This window comes from Rhizobium binae (assembly GCF_017357225.1).
Taxonomy (GTDB): domain Bacteria; phylum Pseudomonadota; class Alphaproteobacteria; order Rhizobiales; family Rhizobiaceae; genus Rhizobium; species Rhizobium binae.
In genome coordinates, this window is sequence record NZ_CP071604.1 from 2,910,838 (window position 1) to 2,923,763 (window position 12,926).

12 protein-coding genes and 1 tRNA gene are annotated in these 12,926 nt (G+C 62.3%); 4 read left to right on the forward strand and 9 right to left on the reverse strand.

Translation table 11 applies throughout. The features are described 5' to 3' along the window. Positions 1-51 precede the first annotated feature (51 nt). The 4 genes from J2J99_RS14370 to J2J99_RS14385 all read right to left on the reverse strand — a co-directional run bounded on the left by J2J99_RS14370 (position 52) and on the right by J2J99_RS14385 (position 3,108). Positions 52-127: transfer RNA gene (locus tag J2J99_RS14370), tRNA-Lys, on the reverse strand. 124 nt (positions 128-251) lie between these two features. Continuing rightward, a complete protein-coding gene (locus J2J99_RS14375) occupies positions 252-1,163 on the reverse strand; it encodes a PhzF family phenazine biosynthesis protein (protein WP_168300090.1) in 912 nt (303 codons plus the stop codon). A gap of 65 nt (positions 1,164-1,228) precedes the next feature. Then, positions 1,229-2,002: an NUDIX hydrolase gene (locus J2J99_RS14380; RefSeq protein WP_168300085.1), complete on the reverse strand. Its 774-nt coding sequence runs from the start codon at positions 2,000-2,002 to the stop codon at positions 1,229-1,231. Continuing rightward, positions 1,999-3,108 carry an endonuclease/exonuclease/phosphatase family protein gene (locus J2J99_RS14385; RefSeq protein WP_168300083.1) on the reverse strand — a complete coding sequence of 370 codons (1,110 nt, stop codon included), beginning with the start codon at positions 3,106-3,108 and terminating at the stop codon, positions 1,999-2,001. The genes J2J99_RS14380 and J2J99_RS14385 overlap by 4 nt, the downstream gene beginning before the upstream one ends. A 196-nt stretch (positions 3,109-3,304) precedes the next feature. Between J2J99_RS14385 and J2J99_RS14390 the strand changes: the two genes are divergently transcribed. Then, entirely contained in the window at positions 3,305-3,547 is a 243-nt protein-coding gene (locus J2J99_RS14390; RefSeq protein ID WP_168300080.1) for a hypothetical protein, read from the forward strand. 7 nt (positions 3,548-3,554) lie between these two features. On the opposite strand, the gene J2J99_RS14395 is transcribed toward J2J99_RS14390, so the two are convergent. The 4 genes from J2J99_RS14395 to J2J99_RS14410 form a co-directional block, all read right to left on the reverse strand. Then, the gene (locus tag J2J99_RS14395) at positions 3,555-4,574 is read right to left on the reverse strand and encodes an ABC transporter ATP-binding protein (RefSeq protein WP_168300076.1); all 1,020 of its coding nucleotides are present in this window, start codon (positions 4,572-4,574) and stop codon (positions 3,555-3,557) included. Beyond that, positions 4,562-6,256, reverse strand: a complete 1,695-nt coding sequence (locus J2J99_RS14400) for an ABC transporter permease (RefSeq protein WP_168300069.1) — start codon at positions 6,254-6,256, stop codon at positions 4,562-4,564. Before J2J99_RS14400 ends, J2J99_RS14395 begins: the two co-directional genes overlap by 13 nt. Before the next feature lie 7 nt (positions 6,257-6,263). Beyond that, entirely contained in the window at positions 6,264-7,241 is a 978-nt protein-coding gene (locus tag J2J99_RS14405; RefSeq protein ID WP_168300067.1) for an ABC transporter substrate-binding protein, read from the reverse strand. 153 nt (positions 7,242-7,394) lie between these two features. Further along, positions 7,395-8,162: an alpha/beta fold hydrolase gene (locus J2J99_RS14410; RefSeq protein WP_168300065.1), complete on the reverse strand. Its 768-nt coding sequence runs from the start codon at positions 8,160-8,162 to the stop codon at positions 7,395-7,397. Between the two features lie 190 nt (positions 8,163-8,352). On the opposite strand from J2J99_RS14410, the gene J2J99_RS14415 reads away from it, so the two are divergent. The 3 genes from J2J99_RS14415 to J2J99_RS14425 all read left to right on the forward strand — a co-directional run bounded on the left by J2J99_RS14415 (position 8,353) and on the right by J2J99_RS14425 (position 11,252). Then, positions 8,353-8,817: a MarR family winged helix-turn-helix transcriptional regulator gene (locus J2J99_RS14415; protein WP_168300327.1), complete on the forward strand. Its 465-nt coding sequence runs from the start codon at positions 8,353-8,355 to the stop codon at positions 8,815-8,817. Positions 8,818-9,051: 234 nt separating this feature from the next. Continuing rightward, the gene (locus J2J99_RS14420) at positions 9,052-10,110 is read left to right on the forward strand and encodes an aldo/keto reductase (RefSeq protein WP_168300059.1); all 1,059 of its coding nucleotides are present in this window, start codon (positions 9,052-9,054) and stop codon (positions 10,108-10,110) included. Between the two features lie 98 nt (positions 10,111-10,208). Continuing rightward, positions 10,209-11,252: a DUF2278 family protein gene (locus J2J99_RS14425; protein ID WP_168300057.1), complete on the forward strand. Its 1,044-nt coding sequence runs from the start codon at positions 10,209-10,211 to the stop codon at positions 11,250-11,252. Between the two features lie 293 nt (positions 11,253-11,545). Here the strand turns inward: J2J99_RS14425 and J2J99_RS14430 are convergent, their stop codons facing one another. Further along, positions 11,546-12,766 (reverse strand): aminotransferase-like domain-containing protein, encoded by a 1,221-nt coding sequence (locus J2J99_RS14430; RefSeq protein WP_168300051.1) that lies wholly within the window; start codon positions 12,764-12,766, stop codon positions 11,546-11,548. Between the last annotated feature and the right edge of the window lie 160 nt (positions 12,767-12,926).

Genomic DNA, 12,926 nt, shown 5'->3' on the forward strand with positions numbered 1-12,926 from the left:
CAAGGCCGACGAATTCGGCCCTGACACAATAATCAATCTTATCAAGAAGTTTGGTGGGTGATGTAGGGCTCGAACCTACGACCCGCTGATTAAGAGTCAGCTGCTCTACCAACTGAGCTAATCACCCGTTCGCGCTTGGTTGCGCGGTGTGACGGGGCGTATAAACACGATCGGCAGGCTTGTCCAGCGCATCGGCGAAAATTCTTTGGTTAATCTCAAAGATTTTTGCGCATGGCTGAAATGCAATAAAATCAGAGGTCGAGCGTGCCGCTCGCCAACCGCACCGCCTGGCCGCCGATCCGCGCGTTGGAAATCGCCCCGCCGTCGACATCGATATGCAGGTGGATGAAAGAGGGGCGGCCCATCTCGACGCCCTGTTCGATCATGATCGGGTGGTGCCCGTCCGTCAGCCGGTCGAAATGGCGGATAGCGCCGGAAAGTGCGGCTGCCGCCGCGCCGGTGGCCGGATCTTCGACGATGCCCATGCCGCTGGCGAACATGCGCGCATGGAACTTCGCCACATGGTTGACGCCGCCACGGCAATAGACATAGGCCGAGGCAAGCGCGCCATCGACGAAGGGCACGATCTTTTCCCACAGCTGCGGATCGAATTCCACCCGCTGCGCCGTGCCGACATCGTGCACCGGAATGAGCAGGAACGGCACCCCGGCGCTCCAGACCGAGGGAACGTGATTTTCAAAGCCGATCTCAGTCACTTTCAACGACAAAGCGTCGGCGATGCCGAGCTTGTCTAGCGGCATGACGGCCTGCTGCGATTTGCGCGGCAGGTCGAATTCGGCAAAGCTCGCCTCGCCCTCCCTCAGCCGCACCGCGCAGCGGACCGGCCCGACATTTTCCTCGAGCACCGTAACGAGATCGAGCGCCGCTGCGCCGTGTGCCCGCTCGGCGAGCGCAATCGCCGTGCCGACCGTCGGATGGCCGGCAAAGGGCAGCTCGCGGCCCGGCGTAAATATCCGGAGCTTCGCCGCATAGGCGGGATTGGTCGAAGGCTGCACGAAAACCGTCTCGGAAAGATTGATCTCCCGAGTGATCGCCTGCATCGCCTCGTCGCTGAGATCGTCTCCGTCGAAGACCACCGCCAGCGGATTGCCTGCAAGCTTTCGATCGGTGAACACGTCATAGACGCTGTAGCTTCGCGCCACATCGGCCTCCTTGAATCGATCATCGCGCCGTCAACCTGCCCGACCACGCGGTCGAGTGCAAGGCGCTAACGCCGGTTACCCTTTCCGAAATACCAGTCGATGACGGGCAGCATGGCGACGTTGTAGGGATGGGCCGCCGGATCGGCCGAACGGATCGCCACCGCACCTGCGATTTCTTTGTCCTCGGCAACCAGCATGTGGGCCTCGATCCGCTTCACCATCTCGTCGGCCGTCATATCGAAGCGGAAGAGCCTGAGCAGGGTCACCGTGCGCCTGGCATGGCTGGCAAAGAGCCCTTCCCCCGCGACCGCGTCGACCAGCTCCAGTCCGGTCTCCTCGTGAACTTCGCGGCGCATGTTGGCCTCGATGTCACAGCGCCCGTCGATGATATCCTCCGGTTCCAGCGAGCCGGCCGCGAAATAGACCTGGCCGGGATTGGCGGTATGCGCGCCCATGCGGATCGCCACGAGCGCGCCGTCTGCGCTTTCGAGCACGGGATAGGCGAAGATGTGCAGGCCGCCCTGGCGTTGCGGCTGCCGCCGCCACCACATGAAGGCGGAAAAAGGAGTGACGTAGCCTTCGCCCGCGATCCCCTCTTGGCTGAACGACAGCCGCTGTTGGAACACCAGGCGGCCGTCGAACAGCGCCGGGTTGGCGGCGGTTTCCTTCGCCCAGTTTTCACGGATCGCCGCCTCCTCGGCGACGACGAAGGGATGGGCGCCGGGCAGCACGCGCAGGTCGACGCCGGCGATCGGGAAAACCGCCGCTTCCGGCGGCCAGCCCGCGAAATCATCGGAAATATCGCTCGTCGGAAATTTCAAGTTCAAATTCGTTTTCATGGGAGATCCAGTGTCATGACGACGGGGCAATGATCGGATGCTTTCGGCCGGTCCCAGCCAGTGCGTGGATACAGCTCCACCTCCTGGCCTGGCGGAAAGGCGGTGCGGTAGGGTTGGCCGTTGCGGATGATCTCGGGCAGACGGCCGCTATTATGGGCGGCAAGCGCAGGCGAAAGCCAGATATAGTCGAGCTGGCAAAGGTGCTGCTCCTGCGGTCCGCGCGCGTGATAAAGCGTCCAGCGGTCGAGAGGTTGACGTCGTGTCATGACATTTTCGGCAAAGCCGTCTTGGCTGAACGCGTCGAGCGCGCTTTCGGCCTCCAGCCGATGCTCGAAACGATAACCGGCGCCGCGCCGGCCGACAACGTCGACGCGCTCCTGATAATCGTTCATATCACCGCAGATGGCGAAACTCTTCTTGGCCGTGTGGCCGGCGCCGAACCTGTCCTCGATGATGCGGCGGACGGCACGCGCCTCGGCGCGCCGGAGCGGCAGCGTCGATTGCCGCCCGTCCAATCCGTCGCGCGGATTGCCCATCGATTTGAAATGCACGACGTAGAGCAAGAGCGGTCGGCCGCCGATCAGAAGATCGAGCTCCAGGCAATCGCGCTTGAAGATCTTGTCGTCGATGCGATTGGTGAGCGCCAGGTCCTCATCGAAGAGATCGAAGTCGCGATAGGTCGTCATCGCATGGCTTCTGATATCCCTGACTTCGATCTTCTGGCCGTCGCGCGTTTCCTCGCGCATCAGGACGGCGACGTCGATGCCGCGGCTGTCATTGCCCTCGACCAGGAATTTCTGACGATAGCCGTTTCCGACCATGCGGAAGAGATAGCCGTATTCGAAGGCCTGCAGGGCGGCCATATTGTCGATTTCCTGCAGGCACAGAATATCGGCATCCGCATCGGCGATGGCGAGCGCCGTCATCTGCCGGGTGTCGTCGGTGGCGGCGATCACGCGGGCCTGCTCGAGCTGCTGATAGACGCCCTCGCTATTGACCTCGACAAGCTTGATGACGCGGTCCTGGCGCAGTTGGTTGCGGAAGCCGGTAAAATCGAAACGGGTCAGCAGGTTTTCGACGTTGAAGGTGGCGAGGCGAAGCGACATGGTGGGAGTCCGGTTGCGGGCAGTACCTTAACCGGCAATCGCCGCAGGGAAAGGTGGCGGGCCAAGAAAAGTGCGGACAAGTGCCGTTCTGAACTATCGGGCGACGGCTCCAATAGGGGGCGTGGCGGAGATCGGTGAAGTCATATAATTTCTGATAGTATTTAGAAGTTCTGCGTACCCCGGAGCCGTAAAAGTCATGACACCCGAAGAGAAAGTGATCCTGGAAGCACTGGCGTCTATGTGTGAACAGTACATAGGCGAAGACAATGGCTACCTGAATCACAAGGCGATGCACGCGGGCGAACTGGCGGTAGAAGTTCTAGCTGCATACGGACTGCTTGAGCCAGCTCCACAAGGCGGCCGTTGGACCGAAAAGGGAATGCTTCTTCTTGATGATTCGTCGGGATTCAATTCTTTGATCTCCTCGTTGAAGCCGTAACCGAGCATCAAAGCCGCCAAGCCGCGCGGATGACGGCGCGCACGGCTTCGCCTGGCACAACCGCCACGCGGCTGTAGGCGCGCAAGGTCTGGCCGTTGCCGAGCGTGAGCTTCACGGCGTAGCGCTCGCCCTCGAACAGCACGGATTCGACAGCCGCCGGAGCCCCCTCGCCGCCGATCATCACGTCTTCCGGGCGCACGAGAATATCGGCGCCGTCGGTGTTGACCGCCTGGAGCGCGTCCTTGAGCTCGTCCCATTCCAGATGGCGTTCGCTGCCCATGACAGGCAGCGTCAGGATCGCGCCGCGCCCGATCAGGCCGCCGACGATGCGGCCCTTTGGCCGGGCATAGATCTCGGCCGGCGGCGCCACCTGCAGCAGGCGGCCTTCGGACATGACGGCGACGTCGGTCGCCAGTGCCATCGCTTCGCTCTGGTCGTGGGTGACATAGATCATCGTCGCACCGGAGCGCTGGTGAAACTCGCGGAAGGTCTCTTCCATCTCCTGCTTCAGGTGCCGGTCGAGATTGGCGAGCGGCTCGTCGAGCAGCACGACGTCGGGCGAAGTTACCAGACAGCGGGCGAGCGCTACGCGCTGGCGCTGACCGCCGGAGAGATCGGCCGGCCGCCGCCCGGCATAATCGCCAAGCCGGACGGTGGAAAGCGCTTCGCCGACCTTCGCCCGGTATGCGTCGCCCGAGACGCCGCGCACCCTCAGGGGATAGCCGACATTGTCGGCGACGCTCATGTGCGGCCAGAGCGCATAGGACTGGAAGACCATCGCCATGTTGCGCTTTTCCGGCGGCAGCGACCCTGCGGCATCGGCAAGCAGCCGCTCGCCGAGATGGATCGAGCCGTCGGAGGGCGTCTCGAAGCCGGCGATCATGCGCAGCACCGTGGTCTTGCCGCAGCCGGAAGGCCCGAGCAGCGCCAGGAAGCCGCCCTCGCGCACATCGAGCGAGAAATCGCTGACGGCGGCGCGCCCGGTGCCGAAATCCTTGGCCACCCGGTTGAGGATCAGTTGCGCCATGGGACCACCCCTTTCGGCAGGCGTTTCGTCAGGAGTTCCAGTAGCAGCATCAGGACGACGACCATGAGGACGACGAGGACCGACAGCGCCGCGGCAAGGTCGGAGCTGCCGCTGTCGTCGAGATTGTAGATGGCGACGCCGAGCGTCTGGGTGCCGGCCGACCAGAGCAGCGCGGAGATCGTCAGTTCGTTGCAGGCGATCAGGAAGACGAGGATGACGGAAGCGCCTGCGGCCGGAGCAATCAGCGGCACGATGATATCGGATAACCGTCGGCAGAAGCCGGCGCCGGAAAGCCGCGCTGCCTCCTCCAGCGCCGGATCCAGCTGGTGGAAGGCGCTGACGACGGGCTTCAGGCTGATGGCGAAGAAGGAGGAGAAATAGGCGATGAGGATGATCCAAATGGTGCCGTAGAGCGAGATGTGGAGGAAGGGGATGGGCGCTGCGAAAACTAGGATGAAGGCGACCGCCATGACGATGCCGGGCAGCGAGTGAGGTATCTCGATCAGGCTCGCGATGATGCGGGACGCCGCATCCTTGCGCCGCGTCAACATATAGGCGGCAAGCACGGTCACCAACAGCAGACACACGGCGGTAGCGCCGGCAAGCGAGATCGAGTTGACGAAAGCCGTGCGCGTCACCGCCTGCCGGAAGAGTATCTCCTCAAAGGCATGCAGCGACATGGTCTTGAAGGTGAGCGGCACGCCGTAGGCCGGCACCAGCGCGCCGGCGATGAGCGCGAAGAAGGGTGCGGCGAGCATGAAGAATAGGATTGCCCAGAGAAGCGGCGTGAACGCGAACCGCCAGGCGCCGAGCTCGAAGGCGGCGCTGGCACCTGACAGACCGATGACGCGGTAATCGCGGCCTCTGAGCGCCCGGTCCTGGATCATCAAGCCCGCCACTGAGATCATCGCGATAATCGCCGACAGCACGGCGACATCGCCGAAGGTGCGGCTGGTGAAGGCGGAAAACTTGGTGAAGATGAGCGTCGGCAGCGTGAAGATCGAGGCGGGGATGCCGAGGATGGCGGGGATGCCGAAATTGCCGGTGCAGGAGACGAAGGAAATCGCTGCGCCTGCGATGATGCCGGGCAGCGACAGAGGCAGGATAATGTCGCGGAAGACCCGAAAGCTGGATGCGCCGGAAAGCCGCGCGGCCTCCACGCCGTCGCGCGGCAGCGTCATCAGCCCGGCCCGGAGCGCGAGATAGACGAGCGGCGCATGCTGCACGCCATAGAGAAGCGCGATGCCGCCGACCGAATAGAGCGGCTGCGGTGAGCCGAGCGGCGGAGCGATGGCGAGCGCCTTCAGAAGCGGGCTCGATGGCCCCGACAACTGCACCCAGGCAAGTGCCGTCACCTGCGGCGGGATCATCATCGGCAGCACGAAGAAGAAGCTGAGCAGCCCCTTGCCGCGAATATCCGTCAGCGTTAGCAGGAAGGAGAAGAGGCAGCCGACGACGAGCGAGATGATCGTGCCCAGAATTGATGTGACGAGAGTGTAATAGGTCGCTGACCAGAGCGACGGCGCGCTCAGCACATCGATCACGCCGCCATTGGCGAAGGCCGCGATCCCGACCATGGCGAGGCGGGCGAGCGGCAGCACGCTGAGGATCAGGACGGTGATGACGACAAAAGGAAACAGCCAGGCGGGCTGGCTGTTCCCTGCTCTGACATAGCCTGGCATGAAGAGGTCAGTTCGAGCCGTAGATGCCCGAGAAGGTCTTCAGATCCTGGTCGGTGTTCTTCAATGCTTCAGCCGCATTGACCGGCAGGACCTCGATCGTGTCGCGCGCCGGAAAACCTTCCGGCAGCTTCATGCCGTTGCGGGCCGGGATATAGCCGAGCTTGAGAAAACCTTCCTGGCCCTTTTCGGAGAGTACGTAATCGACGAACTTCTTGGCGGCCTCAGCATTCTTGCTGCGGGCGAGGATGCCGACCGGCTCGGTAACGGCCGAAACGCCTTCGCTCGGGAAGACGAATTCGACGGGCGCGCCCTTGGCCTTCTCGCGGATCGGCAGGTAGTCCACGACCATGCCGTAAGCCTTCTCGCCCGAGGCGACCGACTTCAGGACGGCGCCGTTGCCGCCGGCGGCGATTGCGCCGTTTTCGGCGAGCGACTTGTAGAAGTCCCAGCCGAGGCCAGGAACCGCGGCAAGCGTCTGGGCATGAATCAGGGCCGCACCCGAAGCAAGCGGGCTCGGCATGGTGACGAGGCCCTTGGCTTCTGGCTTGGTCAGATCCTTCCAACTCGTCGGCTTCATGCCGGCCGAAGTGTTGTACATGATGCCGGTGGTGATCAGCTTGGTCGAGTAATAGTAGCCGTTGGCGTCATAAAGCGTGGCGTCGTATTGGGAGGCTTCCGGCGACTTGTAGGCGAGCAGCTCGCCCTCTTCCTTCAGGCGCTCCAGCGTCACCATGTCGGCGATCAGGAGAACGTCCGCGACCGGGTTGCCGGACTGGATTTCGGCCTGCAGCTTGGCCATGATCTTCGGCGTGCCGTCGCGCACCCAGTCGACCTTGATATCGGGATTGGCGGCCATGAAGCCGTCGACTGTCGCCTGCGCGTCTTCGTTCGGCTGGCTGGTGTAGAGCACGAGGTTTGCGGCATAAGCCGGAATAGCAAAAAGGCTGACGGCAAGAAGGGCCGCGGCGGAAACGATCGTCTTCATGGGAGGGGGTCCTCGTGATTGCGTCGCCCCTCCCATATTAGGGGTCGTTGACAGAGATGTGACAGGCGGCCGCAGCTCGAGAACTGCCGCCAGTTCCATGCCACTGGCGCGGCAGGACCACCGCAAGACGCGCCATGGCCCTCGGATCGAAAGTTATTTCGCTGCTTCTTCGATGAGTTCCGCCACCTTCTGCGGATGCGACACCATCACGACGTGGGAGGCGCCATCGACGACGACGGTCCGCTTGGACCCTGCCCGCTCGGCCATGAAGCCAAGGGCTGCGGCAGGGATGTTCTTGTCGCCGGTGCCGTAGACAAACCAGGACGGCAGCTTCTTCCAGGCGGGTTCGCCAGATTTTTCGGTCAGGGCCGCTTCGGTGATCGGCCGCTGGGCCGCCGCCATCAGGGCCGCCTGCTCGGCCGGCACGTCGCTGGCGAACTGGTCATGGAACTTGGCATGGTCGATATAGAGATCGACGCCGCCTGGGCTGAGCTTCACCGGTGCTGCGAGCGCTCCGGCCAGCGTGCCGCCCGGAAACTTGCCGGCGAGATCGGCAACCGATTCCCCGGGCTCCGGCGCGAAGGCCGCGACATATACGAGCGACTTGACGTTGTCATGGCCATTCGCTGCGGTCGAGATCACTTGCCCTCCATAGGAATGGCCAACGAGAACAACAGGGCCGGCAATGCTGCCGACGACGTCGGAGACATAGGCGGCGTCGCTCGAAACGCTGCGCAGCGGATTGGCGGCAGCCACGACCTGGAAGCCGTCCTTGCGCAGGATTTCGACGACGCCGTTCCAGCTGGATGAATCGGCAAAGGCGCCATGGACGAGGACGACGGTCGGCTTGGCCGGCTGCGCAACGGCAACACCGGAAAACAAAGCACCCGCCAGGGCAACGGCGGCAGCAAATTTGAACATTGTCATTTCCTTTCGTCGGTCGGGTATCACAGTAGCCAAAGCGGGGTCGACGTGCTTTCCGGCCTTGGGCTCACCATTTAATTTGTACGCGATTTATTTTCACGCGATCTATCTAGGCCATCTCTTTCGGCGCGTCAATAGCTTGCAAACAGATCGCGCACAAATTATATTGAGACCATAGGAGAGCATGATGAAAGACACCACATCGAATGATCTCGCCGACGTGCCCCAGATCGATGAAATGCTCTGCTTTTCAATTTATTCGGCCGGCCACGCCTTCAACCAGCTTTACCGTCCCCTGCTCGACGAAATGGAACTCACCTATCCGCAGTTCCTCGTCATGATGACCTTGTGGGCGCGTGACGACCGCACGGTGAAGGATCTCGGCGAGACGCTTTTCCTCGATTCCAGCACCCTCACCCCACTGCTGAAGCGGCTGGAAAATGTCGGCCTCGTCACCCGCAACCGCAATCCCGCCGACGAACGCCAGGTGCTCCTGCGCCTGACGAAAGAAGGACAGGCCCTGAAGGGCCGCGCCGCCCATGTGTTCGACTGCATCGGCAAGGCCGTCGGCCTCGACGTCGAGACTGTCGGCAAGATCAGGGACACCATCGCCGCGATCCGCGACAGCATTCACGACAGGAACAAGGACTAGGCCTGACGCGAGGCGGCCTCCCTTCGCCGCTGCGACGATTTCCGTTCGACAAGCCGATGGCATATTGTACGATCCGTCTGTCGGCGACACGCGCAATCGGTCATTGCCGCCACGCGGTCCGAAGATGCCGGCGCCCGCAATCTTGCTAAACCTCACGCAGGCGTGAACGCGCCGCCATTGCCATTTCGTGGCGCAGAGGTACGTCAATCGTGGCTTCCATGAGGGAGGAATTTAATGGAATATCGTCTGCTCGGCCGTTCCGGCCTGAAAATTTCGACTTTGACCATGGGCACGATGACCTTCGGCGGCGTCGGCTGGGCGAAGATGGTCGGCGATCTCGGCGTCTCCGAGGCGAAGAAGATGATCGACATTTGCATCGATGCCGGCATCAATCTGATCGACACCGCCAACGTCTATTCATCTGGCGAATGCGAAAACGTCATCGGCGAGGCGCTCGCCGGCAAGCGCCCGCAGAGCGTACTCCTCGCCACCAAGGCCCGCTTCGGCATGGGCGACGGTCCAAACGACCGCGGCCTCTCGCGTTACCACCTGATCCGCGAATGCGAGGCGAGCCTGAAGCGCCTGAAGACCGATGTCATCGATCTCTACCAGGTGCATGAATGGGACGGCCAGACGCCGCTCGAAGAGACGATGGAAGCGCTCGACACCCTAGTCCGGCAGGGCAAGGTGCGTTATGTCGGCTGCTCGAATTATTCCGGCTGGCACATCATGAAGGCGCTGGGCATCGCCAACGAGCACCGCTACCAGCGCTTCGTCAGCCAGCAGATCCACTATACGCTGGAAGCCCGCGACGCCGAATACGAACTGCTGCCGATCGCGATCGACCAGGGTCTCGGCGTGCTGGTCTGGAGCCCGCTGGCCGGTGGCCTGCTTTCCGGCAAGCACCGCCGCAACCAGGCAGCACCCGAAGGCACGCGCCAGTTCGCCGGCTGGACCGAACCGCCGATCCGCGACGAAAACCGCCTCTGGAACATCGTCGAGACGCTGGTCGCGATCGGTGACGAGCGCGGCGTCTCGGCCGCGCAAATTGCCCTCGCCTGGTTGATCGGCCGCAAGGCGGTCACCTCGGTCATTATCGGCGGGCGTACCGAAGCTCAGTTCCGCGACAATATCGCCGCCGCCGAACTGAAACTCACGGAGGAGGAGCGCAAGCGCCTCGACGCGGTCAGCCTGCCGCCGGTCCTCTATCCCTATTGGCATCAGCTGAACACGGCGAGCGACCGGTTGAGCGAAGCCGATCTCGAACTTTTCGGCCCGCATCTTCAGCAATAATGTTGGACGCCCAGCTCTGCACGGTGAAAGCTAAACGTCACAAAAGATGCACTTTCACCGTGATACCATGAGATCCCGCCACCGTAGCGAGGCTCTCCATGCTGAAGAATTACAAGGTATTGAAAGGTACTGCGAGCGCGATTGCGCTCGATGACGACAATGATCCTCATATTGAGGTTCGCATCGAGGCAGACGGCGTCAGCTACCGCATTGCCCTCAACGTCCGCTCGAAGGAATCGCCCCACGACCTGCTCTACGCCAATATCGTCGATTTCAAACACGCGGCGCTGACGGAGGCGCTTGAAGCCCTGCCGATGGGCCTGACCGACATCCGCAAGGACCACCCTGAGCTTGCGATCGACTATGTCCGCAGCGGCCTGATCGAGCGCGAGGACATGGATGTCGCACCTTTCCAGCTCTCCGGCCCGAAGAACGACCTCCGGGAGTTCATCGAGCCGATCGTCGAGGAAGGCATTGCCGATCCCGACATCCATTTCTATGCCTTCGGCGAAGCCTGGGGCCCCGAGCACAACAAGCCCGACCAATATTTCGATTTCGAACCCGGCAACGGCATCCACGACATCCACATGAACCAGGGCGACAATGGCGGCTTCAAGGCCACCAACGGCCCGAACCAGGATGGGGCGCTGCTCGTCCACTTCACCGATACCGACGAATGGTCGGCGATCTTCCTGTGCTTCCAGTCGCAGAACTGGAACACCGATGCGGCCACCGGTCATCCGATAGCCGAGGATCGCGGCGGCCAGGGCCGCGGCGAACGCACGCGCCGGCCGCAGCCGGTCGTCGCCTCATCGCTACGCATCATCGCTGCGCTGATCAACCCGGTGAACGGCGCAGGCGGCACCGAGGCCGAAACGGTGACATTGATCAACCGCTCCGACATTTCGGTTCCGCTCGACGGCTGGAAATTGGAAGACGAAAACGGCCGGACCCAGACGCTGTCGGGGACGCTTGCCCCGGGCCAGATCCGCACCATCGCGCTCGACGCCGCGGCCGGCGGTCCACAGCTCGCAAACCGTGGCGGCGACATCATCCTGCGCAACACCGACGGAGCGGTGGCCGACCGCGTCGGCTACAGCAAGAGCGAGACGGCGAACGAGGGCTGGACGACGATCTTTTGATTGGCGCTCCGGCTGGTTAGTTGCCCCGAAAGCGTGGCGATGGAGGAAGATCAAGCGGGCCTCTCCCTTCCCGCCTGAGTACCGTATGGCACCCTCATCTTCTGCCCGCATCTTCTCCCCGCAAGGGAGAAGTGGGATCGCGGCACCACCGCGGCTTACATCTCGTCGGTAGCTCGAAGGAGCCGGCGCAATTGCGTCACGCTTCCCCTTCTCCCAAGCCGCGGGGAGAAGATGGCCAGAAGGGCCAATGAGGGGGCCGCACGGTATGTCCGCTGCGGCACCCCCCGCTGCCATCACACGCCGATCTCGTCTTTAATCAGCTTACCCAACCGGCCAACACCATCCTCGATCATCTGCTGATTGGCGCAGGAGAAGCTGACGCGGAAGGTGTTGGCGCCGGAGCCGTCGGCGAAGAAGGCCTTGCCGGGCACGAAGGCGACCTTGGCGGTTTCGAGTGATTTCGCCAGCAGCTTGGCGCCGTCCATGCCTTTCGGCAGGGTGATCCAGATGAACATGCCGCCTTCCGGCTTCGTCCAGCTTGTGCCCTTGGGCATGTATTTCTCAAGCGCCGCCAGCATGCAGTTGCGCCGATGGCTGTAGGCAGCTTTGATCTTGGCGACCTGCGCATCGAAACCGCGCTCGGCGACATCGGCAATGGCCATCTGGTTGATCGTCGAGGAGTGGAGATCCGCCGCCTGCTTCATCAGCACCAGTTTGCGGATGACCGGCGCATTGGCGACGATGAAGCCGACGCGAAGACCGGGCGCCAAAGTCTTGGAGAAGCTGCCGCAATAGATCGTCCGGGTATCGTTGATATTGCCCTTTTCGGCGATCTCCAGCGCCAGGATCGGCGGGATCGGCTCACCATCGTAACGCAGCGACTGATAGGCCGCATCTTCGATGACGGCGACGTCGAGCTCCTCGGCAAGCGCCAGCACCTGCTTGCGGCCGGCGAGATCGACCGTTTCACCGGTCGGATTGGAGAAATCGGCAGAGAGATAGGCGAACTTCACCTTGCCGCCGGCGGCGGCTGCCGCCGCACGATAGGATTCCGGCGTCCGGTTGCCGCCCGGAGTCAGCTGATCATAGGCAGGCTCATAAGCGTTGAAGGCCTGCAGTGCGCCGAGATAGGTCGGCCATGTCACCAGCGCGGTATCGTTCGGCGACAGGAACAGCTTGCCGAGATAATCGAGACCCTGCTGCGAGCCCGAAACGATGAAGACATTGTCGAGTTCGCACGAGATGCCTAGATCGGCCATCTGTCGGACCAGCCATTCGCGCAGCGGCTTATAGCCTTCGCTGACCGAATATTGCAGGGCCGAATTGACGGCGGCGCCCGCGAAGATATCGGCATAGGCCTGCTTGAATTCCTGATCCGGAAACAGCGCCGGATCAGGAATGCCACCGGCAAAAGAGATGATGTCGGGTCGGTCGAGAAGCTTCAGGAGCTCGCGGATTTCGGATGCGCGCATGCGCGACGAGCGCGATGCAAAGATGGTGTCCCAGTTCAGCATGGGGTTTCCTCTTATTTTCTGTACCCCCGACAAACCATGCAGCGAAAATTATGTCAATATTACTGACCTATCTTCTTGTCATGGTGACAAGCCGTGGATGTTCGGGATCTCGCGTGATGTTGGAACCATCCGATAGTGCAGGCGCTCGGTCCCGTATTTG